Genomic DNA, 23,639 nt, shown 5'->3' with positions numbered 1-23,639 from the left:
AGCCCGGCGCTGCTGAGTGTGGCCCCTGGCGACCTGGAGAGCCGGGTAGCGGCCAGCCTCGCGCTGGCTCCGACGGCCGGCTTGGTGGTGGCCGTGGCGTTCGTGCTCGCAGCCGGACGTGAAGGCTTGCTGGAAACGAGGGCTCCGTTTTCAACGATGTGAAGCAGCTGGCGAAACTGGCGGACAGGATTCCGGGCGGGGAGCCGGTACTGGAGCATGCGCGCGGACCCGCGCGCACGGGCGGCGGAGATTGTCTCTGCCGCCGTGGAGGTCGACCCGACACTGCTCGACGACGACCGCAGCCACGATCTCGATGTCCGCGCCGAGATCTTCCGTCAGCTCCAGCCGGTCGCCCGGCAGGCCGTCTTGACACTGGAACATGGCCGTCTCATTGAAGCCGCGGTCTCACAGGAGGAATTCGCCCGCATCGGTCGGATCAATCGCCTCGCACTGGACGAGCTCGACGCCCTGTCCGAACGGGCCGTCACGCTCGCCGAGCGCGTCGCCGCCGCGGCGCTGCCGAGCAGCGACATGAGCGCCCGGATGAGCGAGCCATACAGACACCTCGGCCATCAGAAGCTCACGGTCAGGTGTGGTGGGCGAGGATTTCGGGGATGCTCGCTGTGCCGTCCGCTACCGAGCGGGCCAGGTCGGAGAGGCGTTGGTGGTGGGAGCGGGCGTAGCCGCGTAGTGCGGTGAATGCCGCGTCCATGTCCAGGTTGTTGCTGTGGACCGAGAGCACTCCTTTGGCCTGTTCGATGATGATTCGGCTGTTGAGAGCTGTCTGTAGTTGTTCGGCGAGCAGGTCGGCGTTGCCGATGGCCCGCTGTTGCAGCATCCCGATCGTGGCGACGTCGGCCAAGGCTTGCCCCAGCCGGGTGCTGGCGTCGTGGACGCCGTTGCTGTCGGCCTTGAGCAGGGTCAGCACTCCGATGACTTGGCGGCGTAGCCGCATCGGCACCGCTTGTACGGCGTGGAACCCGCATTCGTGGGCGGCGGCGGCGAAACGCGGCCATCGGAAGGCGTCAGCGGTGAGGTCCGCGCTGGCACTCGGCGCTCCGGTGCGGACGCAGTCGATGCAGGGTCCGTCCTCGTTTTGCACGGCGAACACTTCCAGCAATTCCGCCCGTTCGGAGGATGCTGCCGCCATGCGGAGTCCGCCGTGCTCGTCGAGCAGGATCACCCCGGCCGCGGACACCTGGAGCAGTTCGACGCACTGGTCGCACAGCATGTGCAGGAACTCCAGGACGTCGAAGTCGTCGACGAGGGTGTCGGCCAGCGCGACGAAGGTGTCGGCCACCCGCTGCTCACGGCCCGAGGCTGTCGCGGTGGCCCGCGTCGAGGGAGTGATCTGGGGTTGTTCTGACATGCTGTCAGTCTCCTGTCTCGAGGTAGAGGTTGCGGCCGACGATTTGCCGGGATACCTCGTCGAGGGGGGTTTGATGAGCGTAGGCGTGTGCGCGGATGCGCAGCAATGCGTCGTGCATGGAGATGTTCAGCTGGGCCGTGACGACGCCGGTGGCTTGGTGCACCACGGCGTGGACGTCGGACAGCAGGCCGACGTCCATGGGGTCCGGGCTGTCGAGATCGTCGAGCACCGCGTGGGTGGCGATGTCGGCCAGCGCCAGCGCGTCCGTCAGTTCTGCCCGGCTGAGGGAGCCCTCGCTGTCGCGGTGGAGGTCGAGGGTGCCTACCCGGACCGCGCCGACGTGCAGCGGGAACGAGAACACCGCCGCCACGCCGGCGGCCTGCGCCGCGGCGGTGAAAGCGGGCCAGCGGGCACCCGCCGTCGCCAGGTCGGCGGCCAACACCGGGCCACCCAAGGCGCGCGCGGCGACCCCGGGTCCTTCGCCGACGGTGCGCTGCAGGTCGTCGATGATCAAACTGACCGGATCGGTCGCGCAGGCGAGGGCTTGCGCGGTGCCGTCACCATCGCCGTGGACGATTATCGCGGCGCCGGACACCGCGCACAGGTCGACGCACAGTTCGCACACTCGTCGCAGCAGCGCGGCCGGATCATCGCTCTCGGCGTCGAGCATGCTCAGCAGCTCGACGTGCCGTTGAGCGGTCACGATGAACCTTTCGTGTTCAGGCTTGACCTTGGCATCGGTTCCGACGCCGGCCGGACAGTTCGAATCGGGCGCTAGTTCGGGGTGGTGATCAGGAATGTGTAGTGGCCGTCGATGTCCTTGCGGACGTCGAGGATCTTGTCGGCGAGATGAACCCGGGTCTCGCGGGCGAGGAACACCTGGGTACTCGCGGTGGTGATGACGCGGTCTCCGGCCATCGGGTGCGCGGCGACCTCGACCGTCAGCCCGGCACCGTCGGCGGGATGGCCGTCGAAGGTCAGGCGCAAGCCGCCTTCGGCATGGACGTTCTGGGCCGAGGTGAGCTGATTGATCGCCTCGGTGGCCTGCTCGGTCATGGAGAACATCGAGGTCTCGCCTTCTGCGTACGATGATCGCGGAACCGATCTCGGTGTGGTTCACCTGGCGGGTTTCCGATTCCCGCGCCGTGGGGCGGTCATCTTGGCGATCCGCTGCGGGGTGGGCCAGCGGACGTGGGTCGCCCAGCCGAGTTTCTCCAGCAGCCAGATTATCCGAGCGGAGATGTCGATCTGCCCGCGCAGCACGCCGTGGCGGGCGCAGGTCGGATCGGCGTGGTGGGAGTTGTGCCAGGATTCGCCCATCGACAGGATCGCCAGCGGCCAGAAGTTCGCCGAGCGGTCCCGGTTGGTGAACGGCCGGGCGCCGATCATGTGACAGATCGAATTCACCGACCAGGTCACGTGATGCTGTAAGGAAACCCTCGCCAACCCTGCCCAGAGGAACGCTGTCAGCGCGGCCCACCAGGACCCACCGATCAGGCCACCGAGCGCGGCGGGGAGCAGCACGGTCGCGGCGACCCAGACCGGGAACAGGCGGTCGACCATCCGGATGTCGGCATCGGCGGCCAGGTCCGGGGCGAACCTGGCGACATTGGTCTTGTCACGGCCGAAAAGCCACCCGAGGTGCGCGTGCCAGAACCCTCGGGCCAGCGCCAGCGGGGACGTCCCGAACAACCATGGGGAGTGCGGGTCGCCCTCGCGGTCGGAGAAAGCGTGATGCCGGCGATGGTCGGCCACCCAGGTGATGACCGGGCCCTGCGCCGCGAGGCCGCCCGCGACCGCGAGAGCGATGCGCAGACCCCGGTTGGCGGTGAAAGCGCCGTGGGTGAAATAGCGGTGGTAACCGACGGTGACACCCAAGGTCGTCAGGATGTAGAACCCGGTCGCGAGGCCGATGTCGAGCCAGCTCAGACCCCAGCCCCACACGAGGACCATCACCGAGACCAGCGCGAGGAACGGCGCGACCAGGAAGATCCGGATGGTGACGAGCTCCGCACGGGAGTGTTCACCGGAGAGCATCGGTTTCGGGCCCGCGGGAAAACGTCGCGGTGGCGAGGTGCGTTCGGACGTGATCATGACGGTATCGATTCAAGCGAAGAGATGGGCCGGTGGTTTTCCACCGGCGGAGAGCGGCCTTCGACGCTTCGCCGAGCGGGCGCGGCAATGGCCTCGTCCCGCGAAGCATGGATGGCCAAGTGTTCGTGCAGCCTGGTGATCTGCAAGGGACGCCAAGTCGCGCGGGTCGTGGCGACCACCCGCAGATCGGTGCGCGGCGTGGCGTGCCGATGTGCGGCCAGCAGAACCTCCAACCCCGCCGAGCTCAGAAACCGAACCCGCGACAGGTCCACGACCAGCCGCCGCGGTCGTCGGCTCAACGCCGATTCGAGTGCCTGATGCACCGTGGGCGCGGTGTGCAGATCCACGTCACCGTCCACGATAAGGACCAACGTCCGTCCACAATGCTCTGTCGCGACCGTCAGCGGCGGATTCCGGCATATCGGCAGCGCGGTGACCGCGCGGTCGACGCCGAGTCGTGACCTGCCGCCGCTGTGACCGCGGGCGGCGGGAATGGCAAGCGGTGTCGCTGCCGGTGATGGGCGTCGGCGGAGATCGAGAGTTCTGAGTTTCACGATCGGGCTCCTCGGCTTGCCGACCGCTACTGCTCCTCACCGCTGTGACGACGAGCGCGCGGCCGATGGACAGATGCGGCCGCCTATGACGGTCGATCGTCGCGAGGGCAAGGGCTGGGCACTCCGGCGCTGTCCCCCCGATCCTACCGCGATACCAGGACCGTAGCGGCGTTTCCGACCCGATTTCTGCCTGGCTGAGCAGCCTCATCTCCATGCCCCGCCGGAAGCCTCGCGCTGAACCCCAGTGCCGGGGCCGGCCAGGACCGAGTGCAGAAGGCACGCCTAAGCTCATGACCGATCCAACGCTCGCGGCTCGGCTGTTCGATGGAGCCCGTGCCTCACGCCGCAAAACCGCGGATCTGCGCGGGCGGTTCATCCTCTTGGTCGACGTCTTCCAGGCGCTCTCGGACACCAACAACCGGGCGAGAGCCCGGCACAGTGGGCACGAGTCCCCAGTACCCGGCCGGGAGCATCCGGGAAGGTAGCCTGACGCTCGTTCCCAAGACTCTTGCGGTGGCTCCGCATTCCCTCTCCCCCGCGTCGCCACCATGCTCCAGGAAGTTCCCGAACAGCTACGCGACGACGTCGCCTCCTGGACTCCCGCGCTGCGCGGTGAAGGCCGGAAACCCTCACCCCTCTCAGGCGGCGCACCATCCGGGTCTATTTGACCTTCGCCCTGCCGATCCTGCGATTTTCGACGGCCTCGCGCCGTCCGAATGGACTCGCGGTGATCTGCGGCGCGACAAACCACCGCTCCCCGGGCCGAACGGGTACCGACAGTGTCCAGGTGGTTGTCGCCGAGGGCAGGGAGCATGCTGGGCGGGCGGCGCCCGCGACCTCCCGACGTGGCGCCGTCCGCCGGTTCCGCCGTCGGCGCGCGTGCCAGGGGAATACGGGTAAGACGCCTGCTGCCCGGCCACCGGGCGTGACGCACACATCGGTGGCCGGGCAGCGCCCCCTCAACCGGACAGCCGCCCGCTGACGACGGCCATCCGGGTCCTGTCTGCGGCCCGGCCGGGCAAGGTCCGGTCCGCCGTGATCGGGCTGATCGAGATCTCGCCACGTCGGATCGCCGCGGTGTCGGAGTCGCGTTTGGTTTCAGGTAGGCAGTACCGCTCGCCCGGGCAGAGACCGAGGCCCAGGGTGAACGTGTCGCCGTCCACCGGGGTGTAGGTGGACACCGCGAGCGGGCCGGTGCCCATGCTGGTCCACGCGACCCGGCCTGCCCGGCCACGCTTGGCGTCGGGATAGTTCACGTTCAACGCGAACCGCTGCGACAGCAGATCCTGCTGCCGCAGCCGGGCCAGCAAACCGGCGCCGAAGTCGGCCGCGGCCTCGTAGGTCTTCCGTCCGACGACGAAATCCTCACCGATCATGCCGCTGAAGGCCACCGCCGGGACCTCGCTGTCGAGCGCGGCGATCGCGGCACCCACCGTGCCGGAGTCGTTGACCGACGAGCTGACGTTCGGGCCCGAGTTGATCCCGGTCACCACCACGTCGGGCTCATCGGTCCAGCCCGCCACGTGACCGAGTCCGCCGCGCAGCGCGAATTTCACCGTGTCGGCCGGGGTAGCCGACGGTGACTCCGGCGTGCACGGCGACGCACCCCGGCACAGGCCGAACACCGCTCCCCCGCCGGCCGCGCCCGAGCAGTCCCGCTGATATCCGACGGGCAGCGCCGTACGTCGCTGTGCGGAGACCGTGCCGCCGGTGGTCACCGCTCCGCTCGCGCCGCTCATGTAGGCCCACGGCGCGACCACGACCACGTCCGCCCCTGCGGCGCAAAGACGCTTCCGCAGGTCGTAGAGGCCGATGCCGTCGGCACCGTCCGGGCGCGAGGCCTGCATCGAATCGTCGTTGCTGAGCAGGACGCGCATTCCGGCCAGCGGCGCCGACGGCGCGCCTGCCGCGCCCGAGGCACCGGTGAGCACCGCGGTGGCGGTGGCTGCCAGCAGAGCGCCGGTTTTGAGGACCGAGCGTGTTTTCATGGCAGTTTCCCTTCCGATGACGTCACGGTGCGGACGAGCCTGCTGTCCGCCACCGACCGTCCGATGTGGAATTCGAACTCGCCGGGTTCCACCGCCCAGCCGCCGTCCCAGTGTGCGAAGGCCCGCATGGGTACGGTGATGTCCACTGTGGCCCGTGCGCCGGCGGCGCAGTCCACGGTCGCGAACCCGGCGAGCCACCGGTGCGGGCGGTCCACCGTGCTGTCCGGACGGGCGGCGTAGACCTGCACGACCTCGCGGCCGTCGCGGGCACCCTCGTTGTGCACGGTCACCATGACCCGCACGTCTCCGTCCGCGGTGTCCGGTCCGATCACACGCGCTTCCTCGTAGGACCAGCCGGTGTAGCCGAGTCCGTGGCCGAACCAGTAGGCCGGTTCGGTGTCCCCCCGCTGCCAAGCGCGGTAGCCGATGAACACCCCCTCGGCGTAGCTCAGCTTCCCGTTCTCCGGGCGCACCTGAGTCACCGGCGCGTGGTCCAGCCGGGCGGGCCAGGTGGTGGGCAGCCTGCCGCCGGGCTCGGCGTGGCCGAGCAGTACGTCGGCGAGCGCGGAACCGCCCTCCTGACCGGGGAACCAGCTCAGCAGTACCGCGGCGACCTCGTCGCGCCACGGCATCTCCACCGGAGAACCGGAGTTGACCACCACGATCGTGCGCGGGTTGACCGCGGCGACCCGGTGCACCAGCTCGTCCTGACGGCCCGGCAGACGGAGGTCGGAGCGGTCGAATCCTTCGCTCTCGACCCGCTCCGTGGTGGCCACGACGACGATCGCGGTGTCGGAGACCGCGGCGGCGGCCACCGCTTCCTCGATCAGCTCGTCCCCGTCGAGCTGCGGTTCGCGGTGCACCAGCGCGCAGCTGATGGTCCGGACCGGCGCCCCCGACAGGTCGGGCACGGTGTAGGTCAGGCCGACCTCGACGGCCTTGCCCGCGGTCAGCTCCGCCTTCGCGCGCTCGGACGGTGCGGCGAAGAACGCCTCGAACGGGTCGAGGCCGTCCGCGACCGCGACGCCGTCGAAGAGCACCTCGCCGTCGACGGACAGGACGAACTCGCCGAGCCCCTTGGTGCCGAACGAATGCAGCCCGGACTCTCGCGGCGTGAACGTGCCCGTGATCTCCACCGTGCGCAGACGGTCGAGCGTGACGCCGTCGGGCAGGTCGTCACCGAACCACTGCACCATGCCGTTGGGCAGGGTGTCTTCGCCAAGGACCGCGCCGTCAGCGTCCCGGCACACCGCGCGCAACGCGAAACCGGTACCGGCGACACCGAGTTCGTCGGTCGGGTCGGCGCCGATGCGGTAGGTCAGGACGCCCTCGGGCAGCACGGCGCGCAGGCCTTCCAGCGGGGACACCACGTGCTCCGGGAAGACCTGGGCCGATCCGCCACCCAGCACGCGGGCGTCTCGCGCCGCCGCACCGAGCAGGGTGACGGTGCCGTTGCGGGCGGCGTCCAGCGGCAGCACGTCGTCCTTGTTGCGCAGGAGGACGAACGCCCGTCCGGCGAGTTCCCGGGTCAGCGCCACCCCGTCGACGGGAGCGGGCAACGCGCCGTCCGCCACCACAGGGGTGGCCCGGTCCCAGGCCCCCGTCCGCGCGGCCAGACGCAGCACCCTGCGCACCGCATCGTCCACTGTGGACTCGGCCACCTCGCCCGCGCGGACCGCCGCGGCCAGTGCTTCGCCGTAAACCGTGCGCGGGCCCGGCATCGCGACGTCGAGCCCACCGTCGATGGCGCCGGCGGTGGACCTGGTGGCGAACCAATCGGAGACGATGGCGCCGTCGAAACCCCACTCGCCCCGCAGGACACCGTTCTGCAGTTCATCGTGTTCGGTCATCGTCGGGCCGTTGACCGAGTTGTAGGCCGCCATCACGCCCCATGGCTTCGCCCCGGCGACGATCATCTCGAACGGCGACAGGTAGAGCTCGCGAAGCGTGCGCTCGTCGACGACGTTGTCCACGGTGAAGCGGTCGGTCTCGGCGTCGTTGGCGACGAAGTGTTTGACGGTGGTGCCGACGCCACCCTCCTGGACACCGCGCACGTACCCGGTGCCGATCGCGCCGGTGAGGTACGGATCCTCGGAGTAGCACTCGAAATGCCTGCCTCCCAACGGTGACCGGTGCAGGTTCACCGTCGGGGCGAGAAGGACGTGCACCCCCTTGCGCCGGGCTTCCTGTGCCAGCAGACGGCCCGCGCGGCGAATCAGTTCGGGATCCCACGTGGCGGCCATCGCGGTCGGGCTCGGTAGCGCGATCGAGGGGTCGGCGGCGGTCCACCGCACGCCACGGACCCCGATCGGGCCGTCGGACATCACCAGTGACCGCAGGCCGATCTCCGGCAGCGCGGGCAGCGACCACATGTCGCGGCCCGCCAGCAGCCTGGTCTTCGTGTCCAGATCCAGTTCGGGCAACGCGGCGTCGATCGCCGACTCGATGCCGGCCTCGTGCTCGGCGTGGTGACTGTTCACTGCGTCTCCTCTTCAGTGGAACGGCGGTCAGCGAATTCCTTTGATCCGCCCGACCAGAACGGCGCCGGCGAGCGCCGCGGCGGCGGCGATGCCGAACAACAGCGGGTAGTTCCGGCCGTCTCCCGTGGCCAGCACGAACGGCGCGATCATCGGCATCAGCGACTGTGGCAGCGCGTTGGCGATGTTGACCACGCCGAGGTCCTTGGCGGGATTGCGCTGATCCGGCAGTACCTGGGTGATCATCGCCATGTCCACCGCGTAGAACAGGCCGCCACCGATGCTGAGCACCAGCTGGGCCACGGCTATCCACAGCAGGTCCGGCGCGGCGGCGAGCACGGCGAGGCCGAGTGCCACGATCACACCGGAGCCGATGACGAACGGCTTGCGCCTGCCGAACCGGTCGGACACCCAGCCGCCGAGCAGGGCCGTCAACGACTGCACCGCATAACCCGCCGCGATCATCCCGGCGACGATGCCCGCCGTCGCCGCCGGGTCGAGACCCATCCGGAACGGGACGTAGTAAGCCAGGTAGGTCATCGGAGCGACGGAACCGAACATAACGAGGAACTTCGTCAGCCAGGCCCAGCCGAAATCCGGCGCCGAGACCGGATTGAACGCCAGACTGCCGAAGAATTCCTTGATGGAGAACGGTTCCGGTGCCGTATCCAGTCTCCGGTCCCGGAGCCGGACGGTGAACCAGCCGACCAGTCCGACGGTCAGCGCGGCGGGCAGCAGGAACATCACCCTCGCGTCGGAGCTCAACGCGGCGATTCCCGAGCCTGCCAGCACTGCCGCGGTCACGCTCGTACCGATGGCGCCGGAAGCCGTGCCACGGACGTTTTCCGGTACCTGGTCCGGAATCGTCGCCATCAATGCCGCGTACACGGCGTTGAAGCCGGTCTGCACGACAGCCCAGCCGATCACCAGCGCGGGAACCGAGGGCACGAAGGCGATCACCGCCAGGCCGACGATCCCCACGACGGTCCCGCCGACCAGCCACGGACGGCGGCGCCCGAACCGCGAACGGGTCCGGTCCGACAGCCTGCCCGCCAGCGGGTTCGCGATCAGCGCCAGGATCGCCCCGACCCCGAGCACCAGCCCGAGCGTGGATTCCTTGGCCTGGGGTGCGACCTCGGCGACCCGCAGTGCCAGCGTGACGATGACCGGTGTCATCAAAGCCGCGTACAGGCCGAAGTTGGCGAGGCCGAGCCGCGGCACGAAGCCGCGAGGCGCGCGTTGTGGCGCCTCCGTCGCCCCTGCCGTGGGCGTGACCGCGATGACGTCGTCCACAGCCGGACCTCCTCGTTGAGGGAGTGGCGGCACCCGGGCGCCGCTCGAATGGCAGCCATCGTGACTTACCGACCTGATGATCGGTAGGTTTCGTTTCCTGTCTGTTATATAAATAGGACCGGCTAAGCTGACCCCGTGCGCGCAACAGAGCAAGCCGGGACGGCCGACAACGGACGAGCCGGACGGCGCGCGGACCGGCGGGGCGAGATCCTCCGGGCGACCATGGCCGTCATCGCCGAACGCGGCTACCGCGGCGCCTCCCTGGCCGCCGTCGCCGAGCGGGTGGGCATCACCCAGCAGGGGCTGCTGCACTACTTCCCCACCAAGGAAGACCTGCTCATCGCCCTGCTCGAGGCTCGCGACGAATGGGACACCGGCGGCACGGCCAAACAGGAGGCGGGCCCGTGGCCTCTTGACCTCCTGGCCACCCTCGTGGAGTACAACGCGAGCAGGCCAGGTGTGGTGCAAACCTTTTCCGCACTGCTCGGCGAGAGCGTGACCGGCGACCATCCCGCACGGGAGTTTTTCAGCCGCCGCTACGCCACGATACGCGCGTCACTGACCGAGACCCTGCGCCAGGAGTTCGGCGACCGCCTGCCCGGCAACCTCACGCCGGAAGCCGTGGCCCCCCTGGTGATCGCGGTCATGGACGGCATGCAGTTCCAGTGGCTGCTCGAGCCCGACGCGGCGGACATGCCCGCAGCGTTCCGGACGCTGACCCAGCTGCTTCGCCAGGCCACCTAAGCAAATATAACGCGCACAACACCAATAGATCTCGGATACATATACAGACCGACTGAGCGGTCGGTCACCGTGATGTGATGCCCGGCATTCGCCGAGGCACTGGTGCCCGGCATCGCGTTCAGGAGGCGGCCATGGCCCCCACATTGCCTGACCCAGCACCGCACACCCCGACCCTCGCGCCGGACGATGATTCCGGTTCCCGCCCTGGGCCCCAGCGCAGGCGCGTGCTCATCGGTTCGCTCATGATCGGGAACTTCTCGCTCTTCCTCGCCTATTCGGGCCTTTTGGGCATCCTGCTGCCGAATCAGGTCGCCGAGGTGGATCCCGCCGGCAAGGTGTCCAGCCTGGGCATGGTGGTGAGCGTGTCGGCGTTCGCCACCCTGTTCGTCCAGCCCATCGTCGGCGCGTTGTCCGACCGCACCCGCAGCCGGTTCGGCCGCCGCACCCCGTGGATGATGCTCGGCGCCCTGTTCGGCGCGGTGTTCCTGGTGACACTCCCGGTGGCGGGCTCGGTCGCCCTGCTCGCCGTGCTGTGGCTCCTCGTGCAGGTCTCGCTCAATATCGTGCAGGGCCCGATGACGGCGATCCTGGCCGACCGGCTGCCGACCGGGCAGCGCGGCACCGCGTCGGCCTTCGTCGGTGTCGGCAGCATGGTCGGCGCCACCGCGGGGGTACTGCTGGCCGCCCGGTTCGCCACCGACCTCGGGATCGGCTACAGCGTCTTCGCCGCCGTCGTACTCGTCGTCGTCCTGCTGTTCGTCCTCGTCAACCGGGACACCTCCAGCGCGGGACTGCCGCGCCCGGCCTGGTCGTGGTCGACGTTCCTGAAAGGCTTCTGGGTCAGTCCGCGCAGACATCCCGACTTCGCCTGGGCCTTCGTCGCCCGGATGCTGTTCGTGCTCGGGTATTGGGCCGTCTACAACTTCCAGCTCTACATCCTGGTCGACCACGTCGGCATCCCGTTGGAACGGGCGAACGCGGTGACCGGGCAACTGGCGTTGGTGATGCTCGTCGGCACCGTGCTCTCCAGTTTCGTCACCGGGCCGTGGTCGGACCGGATCGGACGCCGCAAACCGTTCGTGATCGCCGCCTCGGTGATCACTGCCGCCGGCCTGGCCTGCCCGCTGATCAGTCCTACCATCGGCGGCATGATCGCGTTCGCGGCGATCGCCGGGTTCGGCTTCGGCACCTACATGACCCTGGATGTCGCCCTGATGACCCAGGTGCTGCCGAGCAACGAAGACGCCGCCAAGGACCTGGGTCTGCTCAACGTCGCCACGAACGTCCCTCAGGCCGTGGCGCCGAGCTTCTCCGCATTGCTGATCACCCTTGCCGGGTACCACATCCTGTTCGCCGTCGCCGGCTTGCTCGTGCTCGTCGGCGCCGCCGCGTTCCTGCCCATCCGATCCGTCCGCTGACCCGAGGAGTACCCCTTGCACACCCTCCCCGCCTCCGCCAGGCAGTTCGCCGTGTCCACATCGGACGGCAGGCTCTCCGCCGTCCGGTCCACCCCACCGGGCGGGAGTGACACCGCCAAAGGAATCGCCGTCCTCGTGCCCGGCTATACCGGGTCCAAAGAGGACTTCGTGCCGATGCTGAGCGAGCTCACCGAGGCCGGCTACGACGTGCTCACCTACAGCCAGCTCGGACAGTGGAAGTCCGAAGGCCCGGACAGGGCAGAGGACTACACGGTGGACGCCTTCGCCACCGGCCTGCTGGAGGTGCTCGACGCCGCGGCGCCCGGCGAGCGGGTCCATCTGGTGGGGCACAGCTTCGGCGGCCTGGTCACGCGGGCCGCGGTGATCCGGGAACCGCACCGGTTCCGCAGTTACACCATCCTGTGCTCAGGGCCCGGCGGTGCCACGGTCGCCGGACCGGCCGGTCCGGCGCTGGAAGAAGCCATCACCGCGGAAGGGTCGGCAGGCGCTTGGCGGTTCCTGGAGCCGTTCTTCGCGGCCGGGCAACCGGAACCGGTGGTGACCTACCTGCGGACCCGGATCCACGAGACCAACCCGGCCAACCTGCTCGGCATCGGCCGGGCCATCGCCGCCGAGCCGGACCGCGTCGAAGAACTGCGCGCCGCCGGGGTCCCGATCCTGGTGGCCCACGGCGAGCACGACGCGGCGTGGACCCCGGAGGCACAGCGTGACATGGCGACCCGCCTCGGCGCCCGGTACGAGGTCATCGCCGATGCGGGACACACACCGAACGAGGAGAAACCCGAGGTCACGGCGCGTCTGTTCACCGACTTCTGGGCCGAGGCCGGCTAGTACCCACCCGGATCTGGCGGACTACCCTGCACTTCGTGTCCGTCCCTGTCGACAAGCCCGCCGCCCGCACCGCCACACGCGGGGAGGCGGCGGGCGTGACGTCGCGGGCGGCGGTCGTGCGAGTGGCCACCGAACTGTTCTCCGCCACCGGCTACCGCGGCACCTCGATCGCACGCGTCGCGAAGTCCGCCGGGTTGTCCCAATCCGGGCTCCTGCACCACTTTCCCAGCAAGACCGCCCTGCTGACCGCGGTGCTCGAAGCGCGCGACGCGGAGGACACGCGGTTCCTCCACCAGGGTGGCGATCACCTTCCGCTGGGCTGGGCCGCGTTCACGGCGATCGAGGCGCTGGTGGCCCGCAACACCACGCGACCGGAACTGGTCGGGTTGTTCGTGCGCGTGACCGCCGAGGCCACTGACCCGCGGCATCCCGCCCACCAGTGGACGCGCTCACACTACGCGGCAGTGAGCCGGTGGCTGACCGAAGCGATCCACAGTGGACAGAGCTCCGGCGAGATCCGGGCCGACGCCCCGGTGGTCACGCTGGTGCGAACGACGATCGCCGTGCTGGACGGATTGCAGCAGCAGTGGATGCTCGACCCCGAAACGGTCTCGATGACCGAGGAATTCGGCGCTTTCGTCGACGCCGTCAAGCACCGGTGGTCGGCCGATCCCGCTTCCCCCGCTCCGGACTCCTGATCAGGCGGTGAACGTGGACCTCACCCTCCATCACCTCCGCTGCTTCCTCGCCGAGCTCGCCCGGAACCCGGCTCCCGCGTTCGATTCGGTGCCGTTATGGGCGGAGAGGTGCCCCGCATCCGGGTCGGATACAGCTCGGCGGTGTGGAGGTAGGCGATCGCAGGCACCAAGCCCCCTGTATCGCACCGCTGAGAACCCCCCGAGGGTGGCGACGTCGAAGTGCACCGAGTGGATTGCGTAGACCACCCACGGTTTCCGGCATTGTTTCTTCTCCTGGCTTCCGTGACGGTGATTTCACCGCGGAGATTTCCGTGGCCTCCACGAAAGCCTGCATCAGGAGGACTACATTGCGTGCGAAAAGGACACTTCTCAGAGTGCTGGGTGTGCTGGTGCTGACGGTCGGTGCCGCGGCTCCCAGCGCCGCGGCGTCGCCCGGTCCGGAACCGGGCGCGGCCGGCTACATCGTGACATTGCACAACAGCGCCGCCGATCCGGCGACGCTCGCCTCAGGTCTGGTCGACCGGCACGGCGGACAGGTCGGGCACATCTACCGGCATGCGATCAGCGGCTTCTCCGCGACGTTGACATCGGCCGCGGTGAACGCCCTACGGCACGACCCTCGTGTTCGGGCTGTCGAGCCGGACAGGATCGTCGGCACCACGGCCCAGACGGTGCCCACCGGTGTCGATCGTGTCCACGCCCCGGCCAATCCGAACCTGAAGATCAACGGGACCGATGACTACAGTGTCGACGCCGACGTGGCGGTGATCGACACCGGAGTCGACGCACAGCATCCGGATCTGAACGTGGTGTCCAGGACGAACTGTCTCAACAGCGGTTCGTGCACGGACAACGCGGGCAGCGACGACCACGGTCACGGCACCCATGTGGCGGGCACGATCGCCGCCCGCGACGACGGGGCCGGGGTCGTGGGCGTGGCGCCCGGGGCGCGGATCTGGGCGGTGAAGGTACTCGACCAGAACGGCAGTGGCCAGCTTTCCGGTGTGGTCTCCGGCGTCGACTGGGTCGCCGCGCACGCTGACGAGATCGAGGTCGCGAACATGAGCCTCGGCTGCGAGAACTGCGAGAACGACGCTCTCCGGACAGCGATCTCGAACGCGGTCGCCAAAGGCGTCGTCTTCGCGGTCGCGGCGGGCAACAACCACAAGGACGCCAAGACGTTCTCGCCCGCCAACCATCCCGACGTCGTGACCGTCTCGGCGATCGCGGACTTCGACGGCGAACCGGGCGGCCGGGCATCGTCGACCTGCCGGGCCGACCAGGACGACACGCTCGCGGACTTCAGCAACTTCGGTCCCAGCGTGGAGATCGCGGCTCCCGGCACCTGCATACTGTCCACCTACCCCGGTGGGCAGTACAAGGTCCTCAGCGGCACGTCGATGGCGGCCCCGCATGTCGCGGGGGCGGCGGCCTTGCTGACCGCGAACGGCAACCGGGCCGTCGATCGAGACGGGGCCTTGGCCGTGCGGCAGCGGCTCGTCGACACCGCGAACACGAACTGGACCGACGACTCCGGCGACAACGTGAAGGAGCCACTGCTGGATGTCGGTTCGACCCAGGACTACCCGGCGGGCACACCGGACCCGGGCCGTCCGACCGCCGCGTTCAAGGCAGCCTGTTCGACCGGCAACACGACGTGCGCTTTCGACGCGAGCCCGTCCAAGGACACCGACGGGAACGTCACCGGCTACGCGTGGGAATTCGGTGACGGCGCCACCGCCACCGGCAAAACCACCTCGCATACGTACGGCCGCTCGGGCTACTACAGCGTCCGGTTGACGGTGACGGACAACTCCGGCAAGACCAACAGCACGCGTCGTCTGGTAAAGGCAGGCGACCTCCCACCCACCGCGGCCTTCACCGGCCGCTGTGCGAGCGACGTGTGCACGTTCGACGCCAGCGCCTCCAGCGACGAGGAAGGAGCGATCACCGGGTACACGTGGAACTTCGGTGACGGCGCCACCGCGACCGGCAAGACCGCTTCACATGCCTACCCGAACGTCGCGAAGAACTACACCGTGACCCTGACTGTCTCCGATGGCAAGCAGCAGACAGCAAGCGCGAGCCGGAACGTCCGGTGTCACAAGCACATCACCAAACCGCTCTGCTTCTCCCTGTCCTGATCACGTGCTGGTGTGCGGCCATGTTCCCGGCCGCACACCAGCGCGCGTCAGCCGACCCGGACGTCCTGCCTCGACCGCACACCGAGCTTGCGCAGGATGTTCGCGACATGCCGCTCGACCGTCCGGGGTGACAGGAACAGCACACCGGCGATCTGCCGATTGGTGTGGCCCGACACGATCAGCCGCGCGACCGACTCCTCCCGTGGAGAGAGGACGGCGCCGTACCCACGCCGCCCCGGACCTCCCCCCATCCCGCCGCCATGTTCGCGCAGCAAGTGCTCGCATCGTGCCGCGTCCCAGGTAGCGCCGAGCCGGGCGAACGCGCGCGCCGCAGCACTCGCGTATTCGACGGCCCGCGCGGTGTCGGCCAGGTCGAACAAGCACCTCGCGACCGCCTCGATCGCCCGCGCCTCCTCGTAGGGCCGCGGCAGCGCGGCCAGCCGTTCCGCGGCGTCGGCCAACAGCACCACGGCGTCGTCGAGTCTGCCCTCGGCACTGGCCGTCATCCCCAGTCCGAAGCGCAGCAACGCATGCCCCAAAGGACAGTCGCGGTCTTCGACGTCGTCCCCGAATTCGGCCAGCACAGCCTTGGCGGCCGTGACGTCAGGCAGCCGCAACAACGCCTCAACTCCGGCGTCGACCAATTCCGCCGACCACGCCCAGACCCCCTTGTTGCGCACTACCTCGGCGGCGGCGGCGAACTCGTCCACCGCTTCGGATAGCCTCCCGCGCAGGACGGCGAGCCGAACCCTCGTCGCGGCCGCGAGAAGCACCGCCGGCCCGTACCAGCCGTGGCCCAGTTCGAGCCCTGGCAGGGTCAGCAGCCGTTCGGCCTCGTCCCACTCGCCGGTGGCGAGGGCGAGCCGGGCCAGCACCAGATGAGACTCCGCCGACGAGCGCGGGGTCCTGGTCGCGGGGTGCCGCCGCGCTCGGTCCGCCAGGCCCGCCCAGCGCCCGGTCACCAGCGCCAGCCGGAGATCGTTGGCCAAGGCCATATGCCGCAGATACGACGGAGCCTGCCCCGTCAGCGCGTGCGCCCTGGACAGGAAATCTCCAGCGGCCTGATGGCCAAGCGAGATAGCCGCGTCAGCAAGGTTGATATACCCGCGAACGAGCTCCTGTCGCTGTTCCGCGGTGGAACCATCCTGAGGCAGCGCGTCGATCGCCTCCCAGGCACGCCGGTCGCCGAGCTGCAGCAGCGCGGCCGCCCGGTTTACCGCGATGGCGGTGAGCAGCGCCGGATCGCCGCGGCTCGGCGTGGTGCGCTCCGCTTCCCGCAGCCAACGCAGGTGCTCCTCGACCGGCCAGGTGCTCCATTGCGGCATGGCCAACGCCGCCATCGCCCGCGCCGCCAGCAACGGACGCCTCCGCAGCTCCGTGACCGCCTTGACGATCTCCGCCCAGCCCAGGTCCACCTCCCCTGCCTGGTTGGCACGCAACAGACCCAGCTGCAACCGCAGCTCCCCGCGAACACCGCTGGACAGCGTGTCGTCCGCGATGATCGTTCTCAGCAACACCACGGTGTCGTCGAAGGCGAGACTGCCCAACGCCAACCGCCCGCACCGGCCGGCGAGAGCGGCCCGCACCCGCCGCGGCAAGCCCGGCTCGGCCAGCAACTGGCGAAGCAGCTCGACCGCGTCCGCGGGCTCCCCCTCCCACGCGGCGCGATCAGCCGCCCGTTCCGCATAACGAGCCGCCGCGGCGAGGTCGCCCGAAGCTCGGGCATGGTGCGTCAACTCCGCCAGCGCCTCCCCACCCCGGTTCTCCAGAGCGCGGACCACAGCCACATGCCCGCGCCGGCGATCCTCCGCCGACAACATGCGCTCCAGCGCCGACCTGACCAGCGACGGCCGGAACTCGAACGCTCCGTCGTCGCTCATCTCCACCAAGCCGGCATCCGCCGCGCGGACAAGCGCGGTTCCCGCTCTGACCGTGGACACGCGGCACACTTCGGCCAGCAGGTCCGCCGTAAACCTTCCACGTAACAACGCCGCACTGTCCACAATTCGTCTCGACGCGACCGGAAGCACACTGAACCTCTCCGAAACCGCGTCCGCGATCGCTTGCGGAACCCCTCGCTTCTCGAGCACCCCGCCAGGATCCCCCTGCTCCGGCCGCACACATGCGAATACCTCAGCGACAAACCGCGGCACACCACCGGTCAGCGCGTGCACCTGGGCAGCCCAGCGGTCGGGCACGAGGCCACCGAACGATTCCGCCGCCCACTGCTGGATCTCCAGAGGCGACAATGCCTCCAGCTCCACCCGATACTCGGCGCCCCAACGCAGATCCGCCGCCTTGAGGCGGCCGGATCCGCACGTCATCATCAGCGCGACGTCAGCCGGAAGTCTCGTCGCACAGCACTTCAGAACCTGCAACGACCGGCAATCAGCGAGATCCACGTCGTCCACGACAACGAACACAGGCGCCACGACAACAAGCAGCTCCCGCAGCCGCGCGCAGACCTCGTAGGATCCCTTGCCGTCCTCTGCACACGTAGTCGCGGCACCAATGTCCACACCGGCTTCGCCGAGACAGCGCAGCAATTCCCGCACGACAACGTACGGCTCATCGGGAAGCCCCCGGCACCGGACAAGGACATTCACGTCTGCGTGGACCACGCTGAGCAACTGGCGTGCCAGCCACGATTTACCCATCCCCGCGGCCCCGCTGACCAGCACCGCGCTCCTGTGCTGCGCGATCAGCGAGCACAGCCGAGCCACCAGGTTTCCCGCCGATCCTTCAAGACGGCGAATCGAGCTGTTCGTCCTCATGTCGCTCCCCACCAGAGTTGGAGGACAAAGCGTGAAACCGCTCTAAAAGCCGTTTAACCGTACAAATCTGCGCAGCACTCCGGTAGGTCCTATCGTCTGTTGCGTCGCCGCGCTTGCCGTCCTCGCCCTGGGGAGCCGGTGCTTCGTGGGTGGAACGTTGCTCCTTGCCTCCCTGGCTCGCCAGTGGGTTGGGGTATTCGGGTGGCATGCGCGAATGGTGTCGAACAGGGTGAAGCAGCCGTCCATCGTGGGAGCGAGGGCTTCGCCCAGGCAGCCGACTTCGGCGCCTTGAAGGCCGCAGCCTTCGTGGGTGAAACACGTCCGCCATCGTGTTCACCGGATTGAGCAATGCCCCCTTCAGGGTTTGCACGGATCACCGGGCACGACCTCAATGCCGCGTAACTCAAGTTGATCTTGGACAGGGTTTGATCGCAAGTGGGGACGGTTGCCGCAGGTGAAGCGCTCGGTTGCCCTGGCCGACGGAAGCCGGCAAGCCCCTAGCATCCACTGTGGACGCATTTCGATGACTGAATGTCCGATTGATAATGAAATGGGCAGTTCTGTCAAGGAGTCGTGAGTGGCAAAGGTCGTTCTATTGAGGGGAAAGTCGGACGTTTCGTGGTGCGGGGCCGGTGTCGCTCCTGCGCGGGCGTTCTCCCGGTAGTGAGGGCCTCCTTGCCTGCTTTGACGGTAGGGAAGGAGGCTTTCGCTACCGTCAGATGTGGTCCCTGGTGACGGTGGGACGGCTGTGACCTCGGCGGCCGGTCGGTAAGGCGTAACTCACGTGCTTAGGGACGTAACTCACGTGCTTGGGGACGTGACTCGCGTGTCTGGATGCCGCACTCGCGAGTGCGGAGTCTGAACACGCGAGTTACGTCTCTGAACACGCGAGATCCGGGTCTCGCCCAAGACACGACACGTTTGCCTTACCCCTCAATAACCCTCATTGCCACTCACGACCCCCTCTCGCAGCCGCGCAAAGCACCCACATCGGGCCCCAGATCAGGAATAGCGTCCCGTGTGGACAGTCACGCCCCGGGTCCACTGCCGGTGACTTGTCCGGCTTGATCGAGCAGGCCGGCAGCCGCTCAAGATCAACTTGAGCTACGTGGCATTGGCACGACCTGGTCTCTTCATCACCTGGGCCCGGGCCTGCTGTTCGATCCCGGCGAGGGTCCGTGTTCCTTTCCCGCAGTACCTCCGAACGGCTGGTGCTGTGAGCCGGCCACGTGCCCGATGACGCACGCCGCCGGCGGGTCGAGGTCGAGCATCTCGGTCCGGAGTCGCTCGAACCCGGCATCGGTGAGCCGGCTTGCCAGCTCGTGAGCGGCCACCGCCGAAGTGGCCGCGGTGGCACCGGGACAACGAGGCTGGGATACCAGTGCGATGCGCCCACCGGGTCGCAACAGCCGGGCGAGTTCGCGTAGCCGGGCGGCCGGGTCGGGCCACATGCCTGCCGTGTTGACCGCGAGCGCGGCGTCGAATGGCCCGTCGCTGATCGACAGGGCCTCGACCGGCGTGCGCACGAGGCGTACCCGTCCGGCGCGGATGGCGGCCCTGTTGCGGCGGCGGGCCTGGCGGATCATGACCGGCGAGTGGTCGACGCCGACGACCAAGCCCCGGGACGCCCGTGTGGCGAGGGCGGAGATGGCCACGCCCGGACCGCAGCCGAGTTCGATGACGCGGTCGGTCGGCTGGACGTCGAGAAGCCGCACCGCCCAGCGGTTGCGCGCCACGTTCGACGAGCGACGGCCCATGATCCAGCCGACGACGTGCCCGACGGCTCCGGTCGGCCGGCGGAACTGTGCCAAGACGCGGCTCAGCAGCCTTTCCTTGATCTTCATGGGGTGAGCCAAGCACTTCAAGTACGCTTGAAGTCAATGTCTGCCACCGAGAGCACCCCGGCGTCGTTGTCCATCGGCGACCTGTCCGAACGGACCGGCGTGCCGACGAGCGCGCTGCGGTACTACGACGAACTCGGCTTGGTGCGGCCGACGGCGCGGGAAGCGGGCCGTCGGCGCTACGCCGAGTCTGCGGTCAGGGACGTCAGCGCGATCCTCTTCTTCCGCGAGATCGGATTCTCGCTGGCGGAGATAGGGCGCTTCCTCACGGGCGAGCGACAAGGCCGACGGGAAATGATCGACCACAAACTGGCCGAATTGATCGAACAGCAGCACCGTATCGAGGTGGCCCGCACCGCACTCGAACACGGCCGGAAATGCCCGGCCGTCGATCCCATGAAATGCACCCGATTCTGGGCGATCCTCGAAGGGCGACAGCGCGGCCTCTCGCTGGAAGAAAGCCACTCGCGAGTGCACTGACCGAACCTGTCGGGCGAACCCACGGACCTGCGCGCAGAGCCGCTCAACGCCTGGACGCGATGTAGGAGAGGTGAGCGATGCTGTGCGCCCAAGATGACGGCTCGGGTACTGACGTGCCTCTTGGTCGCGGACTCGGGCAGCGTCACTGCCGCCGAACTCGTCCAGCGCCTCGGGATCAGCGGCGACCGTCTCCAAGTCGGTCGCGTCCCTCGAGAGCGAGGGCCTGATCGCCCGAATGCGCGACGAGCGCCGCCGCGAACGCTACTTCGTCGACGGCGACGTACGGCACGAGACCACACTCGCCAGTGCCCGCGGCATGGTCCAGGTCGCCGAGGTCGCGCGGCAGGGCGTCACCGTCCTCGGTCGCGACACCCCGGCAGGCAACCGCCCGGAGAACATGGCCCGCCTCAGCGAGCACATCAGCGAGACCACCGAGGACAACACCTCCGACGGCTGATCAGGCGGCGGCGCACCCGGGCGAGGCCGTCTCGATGCGCGTCTATGTGTCGACCTGGCCGGCCGGGAACAGGATCGGGCTCAGTAAGTACTGCGTACGGCCTGAGGTGGCGGGGTTGCTCAGGTGCGGAAGGATCGCCGCGCGCAGACCGTCGATCAGGCTTCCGACCTCCTCACGATCGAGCCACACCGCGTGTTGCCGATAGCCGACCAGATCGGCGACCGGATCGGCGTCTTCACGATCGAGATAGGTGTTGAATTCGGCGAGCAGCGTGACCATGGCCAAGGCGAAGACCTCGCGGTGGTCTTCGGGTTTTGCCGCGGCCACCGCGTCGGCGTCGATGGTCGCGCGCTCTGGGCGCAGGCGGTAGGTCCGCTCCACGGCGCCCCGCACGCGGTGCTCGGCGGCGACCTCGAGAACACCCCCGCCGGCGAGCAGGTCGACGTGCCGGTACACGGTCGCCTTCGAAACGTCGGGCAGGCGTGCGCACAGCTGCGCGGTCGTCTGAGTCCGCTTGCCGGACAGAGCGTGCACGATCCGCAGCCGCACCGGGTGCGCCAGCAGCTCCAGAGAATCCATGACCCCTATGCTCTCATTCGTGATACCGTTCTCAAAGTTGAGAACGTTGAGGCGGAGGACAATATGGCGTCAGTCGAATCGACCGATACGGACCTCGAGGCGTGGCAGTCACCGGACTATGCGGATCCGGACCTGTTCGACGAACATGCGGTGACTGTGGGTTCGGGCGCCTTCGCCGTGCCGGGAACAGTCACCGTCCCCCACGGCGAAGGTCCCCATCCGGCGGCTGTACTGCTCGCCGGCGGCGGACCGTTCGATCGGGACGGTACCGCCGGGCCGAACAAGAACTTGAAGGACATCGCCTGGGGTCTGGCCAGTCGCGGTGTGGCGGTCTTGCGTTGTGACAAGGTCACCTACACGCACCGCGAACAGATCGCCGCCACCCCGGACTTCACCCCGACCGAAGAATACGTTCCGCATGCCGTCGCGGGCATCGATATCCTGCGCGGACTGTCGACAGTGGACGGTGATCACGTCTTCGTGATCGGGCACAGCATGGGCGGCAAGTTCGCACCTCGGGTGGCCGCCGCCGGGCCAAGGGTGGCCGGTCTCGTCGTTCTCGCCGGGGACACGGTGCCGATGCAGTGGTCGATGGTGCGCGTCATCGAATATCTGACGAAGGCCGATCCGGCGACCGCGGCGTTGCTGCCCACCGTCGAGGCGGCCACCGAACACGCGAAACTGGTGGACAGCCCGGATCTATCGCCCGCCACACCCGCCGAGAAACTGCCGTTCGGAATGCCCGCACAGTATTGGCTGGACCTGCGCGCCTACGATCCGGTGGCGGTCGCCGCGACACTGGATCTGCCCATGCTCTTCATACAAGGCGAGCGCGACTACCAGCTGACCATCGACGGCGATCTGGCCGGATGGCGCGACGGCCTGGCCGACCGGCCGGACGTCACCTTCCGCACCTACGCCGCCGACGATCACATGTTCTTCCCCGGCAGCGGACCGTCGATGCCCGCGGACTACGCACATCCACACCACGTGGACCCCGAAGTCGTCGCTGACATCGCCGCCTGGCTCACCGACCGCGCTCGCCTTTGACCGCTGCCGATCCGCACGACCCGGGTTACGCCCAGGAGTGCGTGGGATCCGAGTTGAGGTGTGCTCAGGAGATCTTGCGGCGGTAGGTGATCGTGGCGAAGACGTAGGCGACGATGAGGAGACCGGCGCACCACGCGAGGGCGATCCAGATATCGGTGCCGACCGGCTGCTCGGTGAGCAGGGCGCGGAGGGTGTTCACGATCGACGTCACCGGTTGGTGTTCGGCGAAGGCACGCACCGGGCCGGGCATGGTGGCGGTGGGCACGAATGCCGAACTGAGGAACGGCAGGAAGATGAGCGGGTAGGAGAACACGCCCGCGCCGTCCACGGATTTCGCGGAGAGACCGGGGATGACGGCCGGCCACGTCAACGCCAGCGTGAACAGCAGCAGGATGCCTGCCACCGCGAGCCACGTCGACAGTCCCGCTCCTGAGCGGAAACCCATGAGGAGGGCGACACCCACGACGATCACGAGCGAGAGGAGGTTGGCGACGAGCGACGTCAGCACGCGCGCCCACAGCACACCCGAGCGTGCGATCGGCAAGGACAGGAAACGTTCGAAGATTCCGCTTTTCATGTCGATGAAGAGCCGGAGCGCGGTGTAGGCGACCCCCGACGCGACCGTGATCAGCAGGATCCCGGGCAGCCCGGGCACCATCTTCACTCCGCGAGTCTTCTCCACCGGAGGTGCGGCCGGCAGACCTCGGTCAGCACATCGAACCGGGACAGCTGATCAGCCACGCGTCAGAGGTGAGTGGGGAGGATTAGGGACGTTGAACGTCCTAAATCCTCCATCGTCAGCGCCGAGCCCTCAGGTGACGGCCTCG

Annotated in this window: 22 protein-coding genes; 9 read left to right on the top strand and 13 right to left on the bottom strand. The window is 68.5% G+C overall.

Features of this window, described 5'->3' with window-relative positions:
* Positions 1-405: 405 nt before the first annotated feature.
* From ACLJO0_RS43905 to ACLJO0_RS43880, 6 genes are all read right to left on the bottom strand, one after another.
* Positions 406-573, bottom strand: a complete 168-nt coding sequence (locus tag ACLJO0_RS43905; protein ID WP_410585823.1) for a hypothetical protein — start codon at positions 571-573, stop codon at positions 406-408.
* 13 nt (positions 574-586) lie between these two features.
* Complete coding sequence (locus tag ACLJO0_RS43900; protein ID WP_410585822.1) at positions 587-1,369, bottom strand: GAF and ANTAR domain-containing protein; 783 nt, start codon at positions 1,367-1,369, stop codon at positions 587-589.
* Between the two features lie 4 nt (positions 1,370-1,373).
* On the bottom strand, positions 1,374-2,072 hold the full coding sequence (locus ACLJO0_RS43895; protein WP_410585821.1) for a GAF and ANTAR domain-containing protein: 699 nt from the start codon (positions 2,070-2,072) through the stop codon (positions 1,374-1,376).
* A gap of 71 nt (positions 2,073-2,143) precedes the next feature.
* On the bottom strand, positions 2,144-2,425 hold the full coding sequence (locus tag ACLJO0_RS43890; protein WP_410585820.1) for a hypothetical protein: 282 nt from the start codon (positions 2,423-2,425) through the stop codon (positions 2,144-2,146).
* A 60-nt stretch (positions 2,426-2,485) separates the two neighbouring features.
* Positions 2,486-3,463, bottom strand: coding sequence for an acyl-CoA desaturase (locus tag ACLJO0_RS43885; RefSeq protein WP_410585819.1), 978 nt, complete (start codon positions 3,461-3,463; stop codon positions 2,486-2,488).
* Positions 3,460-4,017, bottom strand: coding sequence for an STAS domain-containing protein (locus ACLJO0_RS43880; protein WP_410585818.1), 558 nt, complete (start codon positions 4,015-4,017; stop codon positions 3,460-3,462). The genes ACLJO0_RS43885 and ACLJO0_RS43880 overlap by 4 nt, the downstream gene beginning before the upstream one ends.
* 290 nt (positions 4,018-4,307) lie before the next feature.
* Here ACLJO0_RS43880 and ACLJO0_RS43875 point away from each other — a divergent pair, with 290 nt between their 5' ends.
* Complete coding sequence (locus tag ACLJO0_RS43875) at positions 4,308-4,502, top strand: hypothetical protein (RefSeq protein WP_410585817.1); 195 nt, start codon at positions 4,308-4,310, stop codon at positions 4,500-4,502.
* 474 nt (positions 4,503-4,976) lie between these two features.
* Here ACLJO0_RS43875 and surE read toward each other — a convergent pair whose 3' ends face one another.
* Genes surE through ACLJO0_RS43860 form a run of 3 tightly spaced genes read right to left on the bottom strand, consistent with a single transcriptional unit; the run spans position 4,977 to position 9,775 of the window.
* Positions 4,977-6,005 carry a 5'/3'-nucleotidase SurE gene (gene surE, locus ACLJO0_RS43870; RefSeq protein WP_410585816.1) on the bottom strand — a complete coding sequence of 343 codons (1,029 nt, stop codon included), beginning with the start codon at positions 6,003-6,005 and terminating at the stop codon, positions 4,977-4,979.
* The gene (locus tag ACLJO0_RS43865) at positions 6,002-8,485 is read right to left on the bottom strand and encodes a glycoside hydrolase family 3 protein (protein ID WP_410585815.1); all 2,484 of its coding nucleotides are present in this window, start codon (positions 8,483-8,485) and stop codon (positions 6,002-6,004) included. The genes surE and ACLJO0_RS43865 overlap by 4 nt, the downstream gene beginning before the upstream one ends.
* A gap of 27 nt (positions 8,486-8,512) precedes the next feature.
* On the bottom strand, positions 8,513-9,775 hold the full coding sequence (locus ACLJO0_RS43860) for an MFS transporter (RefSeq protein ID WP_410585814.1): 1,263 nt from the start codon (positions 9,773-9,775) through the stop codon (positions 8,513-8,515).
* A 135-nt stretch (positions 9,776-9,910) separates the two neighbouring features.
* Between ACLJO0_RS43860 and ACLJO0_RS43855 the strand changes: the two genes are divergently transcribed.
* From ACLJO0_RS43855 to ACLJO0_RS43835, 5 genes are all read left to right on the top strand, one after another.
* Positions 9,911-10,519, top strand: a complete 609-nt coding sequence (locus ACLJO0_RS43855; protein ID WP_410585813.1) for a TetR/AcrR family transcriptional regulator — start codon at positions 9,911-9,913, stop codon at positions 10,517-10,519.
* A 131-nt stretch (positions 10,520-10,650) separates the two neighbouring features.
* The gene (locus tag ACLJO0_RS43850; RefSeq protein WP_410585812.1) at positions 10,651-11,937 is read left to right on the top strand and encodes an MFS transporter; all 1,287 of its coding nucleotides are present in this window, start codon (positions 10,651-10,653) and stop codon (positions 11,935-11,937) included.
* 15 nt (positions 11,938-11,952) lie between these two features.
* A complete protein-coding gene (locus ACLJO0_RS43845; RefSeq protein WP_410585811.1) occupies positions 11,953-12,789 on the top strand; it encodes an alpha/beta fold hydrolase in 837 nt (278 codons plus the stop codon).
* A 35-nt stretch (positions 12,790-12,824) separates the two neighbouring features.
* Positions 12,825-13,487, top strand: coding sequence for a TetR/AcrR family transcriptional regulator (locus ACLJO0_RS43840; RefSeq protein WP_410585810.1), 663 nt, complete (start codon positions 12,825-12,827; stop codon positions 13,485-13,487).
* Positions 13,488-13,861: 374 nt separating this feature from the next.
* A complete protein-coding gene (locus ACLJO0_RS43835; RefSeq protein ID WP_410585809.1) occupies positions 13,862-15,631 on the top strand; it encodes a S8 family serine peptidase in 1,770 nt (589 codons plus the stop codon).
* Between the two features lie 47 nt (positions 15,632-15,678).
* On the opposite strand, the gene ACLJO0_RS43830 is transcribed toward ACLJO0_RS43835, so the two are convergent.
* Both ACLJO0_RS43830 and ACLJO0_RS43825 read right to left on the bottom strand, forming a co-directional pair.
* Positions 15,679-18,405, bottom strand: coding sequence for a LuxR C-terminal-related transcriptional regulator (locus ACLJO0_RS43830; protein WP_410585808.1), 2,727 nt, complete (start codon positions 18,403-18,405; stop codon positions 15,679-15,681).
* A 1,136-nt stretch (positions 18,406-19,541) separates the two neighbouring features.
* Complete coding sequence (locus tag ACLJO0_RS43825) at positions 19,542-20,249, bottom strand: class I SAM-dependent methyltransferase (RefSeq protein WP_410585807.1); 708 nt, start codon at positions 20,247-20,249, stop codon at positions 19,542-19,544.
* Between the two features lie 36 nt (positions 20,250-20,285).
* Here ACLJO0_RS43825 and ACLJO0_RS43820 point away from each other — a divergent pair, with 36 nt between their 5' ends.
* Positions 20,286-20,726 carry a MerR family transcriptional regulator gene (locus ACLJO0_RS43820; protein ID WP_410585806.1) on the top strand — a complete coding sequence of 147 codons (441 nt, stop codon included), beginning with the start codon at positions 20,286-20,288 and terminating at the stop codon, positions 20,724-20,726.
* Between the two features lie 235 nt (positions 20,727-20,961).
* Positions 20,962-21,183: a hypothetical protein gene (locus ACLJO0_RS43815; protein ID WP_410585805.1), complete on the top strand. Its 222-nt coding sequence runs from the start codon at positions 20,962-20,964 to the stop codon at positions 21,181-21,183.
* Positions 21,184-21,225: 42 nt separating this feature from the next.
* Here ACLJO0_RS43815 and ACLJO0_RS43810 read toward each other — a convergent pair whose 3' ends face one another.
* Positions 21,226-21,762 carry a helix-turn-helix domain-containing protein gene (locus ACLJO0_RS43810; protein WP_410585804.1) on the bottom strand — a complete coding sequence of 179 codons (537 nt, stop codon included), beginning with the start codon at positions 21,760-21,762 and terminating at the stop codon, positions 21,226-21,228.
* Here ACLJO0_RS43810 and ACLJO0_RS43805 point away from each other — a divergent pair.
* A complete protein-coding gene (locus ACLJO0_RS43805; RefSeq protein WP_410585803.1) occupies positions 21,736-22,812 on the top strand; it encodes an alpha/beta hydrolase family protein in 1,077 nt (358 codons plus the stop codon). The genes ACLJO0_RS43810 and ACLJO0_RS43805 overlap by 27 nt on opposite strands.
* Positions 22,813-22,876: 64 nt before the next feature.
* Here ACLJO0_RS43805 and ACLJO0_RS43800 read toward each other — a convergent pair whose 3' ends face one another.
* Positions 22,877-23,470, bottom strand: coding sequence for an ABC transporter permease (locus ACLJO0_RS43800; RefSeq protein WP_410585824.1), 594 nt, complete (start codon positions 23,468-23,470; stop codon positions 22,877-22,879).
* Positions 23,471-23,639 lie beyond the last annotated feature (169 nt).

It is taken from the genome of Amycolatopsis sp. lyj-108, from assembly GCF_046549005.1.
In the GTDB taxonomy this organism is placed as follows: domain Bacteria; phylum Actinomycetota; class Actinomycetes; order Mycobacteriales; family Pseudonocardiaceae; genus Amycolatopsis.
Note: the sequence above shows the minus strand (reverse complement) of the source record. Positions and strands in the feature narration are given on the sequence as shown.